At 64.3% G+C, this 1426-nt stretch carries 1 protein-coding gene; it reads right to left on the bottom strand.

The annotated features are described in order from the left end of the window. Positions 1 to 1423, bottom strand: a 1423-nt coding sequence (locus NPS46_RS25050) for a gamma-aminobutyraldehyde dehydrogenase (RefSeq protein WP_274112035.1), incomplete at its 3' end; no start/stop codon positions are given. Positions 1424 to 1426 lie beyond the last annotated feature (3 nt).

The following is a 1426-nucleotide window of genomic DNA, read 5'->3' as shown; positions in this document are numbered from 1 at the left end:
AGTGCTTGAACATCACGTGGCGTACGGTGGTGTAGTCCTCCAGCCCGTACATGGACATGTCCTTGCCGTAGCCGGAGAGTTTCTGCCCACCGTGGGGCATTTCGCTGACCAGCATAAAGTGCGTATTTACCCAGGTGCAGCCGTACTGCAGGCGTGCGGCCAGGCGATGGGCGCGACCGATATCGGCGGTCCAGACCGACGAGGCCAGGCCGTAGTCCGAATCATTGGCCCAGCCCAGTACCTGGGCTTCGTCGTCAAAACGCGTCACCGAGACCACCGGGCCGAAAACCTCGCGGCGTACGATCTCGTCATCCTGCTGGGCGTTGGCCAGTACGGTCGGCTCAAAGAAGAACCCATTGCCTTCCACCGCTTTGCCACCCGTCACCAGGCGGATATGTGGCTGGGCGATGGCGCGCTCGACAAAACCGGCCACGCGGTCGCGGTGCTGGGCGGTGATCAGCGGGCCCAACTCGGTCGCGGGATCGTCCTGCAAACCGTATTTGAGGGTGCTGACGGCCGCGCCGAGCTTCTCGACAAAGCGCTCGTAGATGCCTTTTTGCGCATAGATGCGGCACGCGGCGGTGCAGTCCTGGCCGGCGTTGTAGAAGCCGAAGCTGCGAATACCCTCGACGGCGGCGTCGATATCGGCGTCGTCGAAAATGATCACCGGCGCCTTGCCGCCCAGTTCCATATGCATGCGTTTGACGCTGTCGCTGGTGCTGGAAATGATGTTCGACCCGGTGGCGATGGAGCCGGTCAGGGAGACCATGCGCACTTTAGGGTGGGTGACCAGCGGGCTGCCGACGCTCGGTCCACGGCCAAACACCAGGTTGAGCACACCGGCCGGGAAGATCTCGGCGGCCAGTTCGGCCAGGCGCAGGGCGGTCAGTGGGGTTTGCTCCGAGGGCTTGAGCACCACGGTATTACCGGCGGCCAGCGCCGGGGCGATTTTCCAGGCGACCATCATCAGCGGGTAGTTCCACGGCGCGATGGAGGCGATCACGCCCACCGGGTCGCGGCGGATCATCGAGGTGTGGCCGGGCAGGTATTCGCCGCCGGCCGAACCGCTCATGCAACGGCTGGCGCCGGCAAAGAAGCGGAAGACGTCGGCAATCGCCGGGATCTCGTCATTGAGGGCCGCGCTGTAGGGTTTGCCGCAGTTGTCCGATTCCAGCTTGGCCAGTTCCGGGCCATGGGCCTCGATGGCATCGGCCAATTTGAGCAGGAGCTGGGCGCGGTCCTTGGGAGGGGTTTGCGACCAGCTCTCGAAGGCGGCGTCGGCGGCGCGCACGGCGGCATCGACCTGGGCTTCGCTGGCTTCATGGATTTCTACCAGCACGCGGCCCAGGGACGGGTTGAATACCGGTTGGGTCGGGCCTTCACCAGCGACGAGCTGGCCATTGATCAACAGATGGGTTTGCATGGT

It is taken from the genome of Pseudomonas putida (genome assembly GCF_028682395.1).
Taxonomy (GTDB): domain Bacteria; phylum Pseudomonadota; class Gammaproteobacteria; order Pseudomonadales; family Pseudomonadaceae; genus Aquipseudomonas; species Aquipseudomonas putida_AB.
This window is presented reverse-complemented; position numbering and strand designations above follow the sequence as displayed.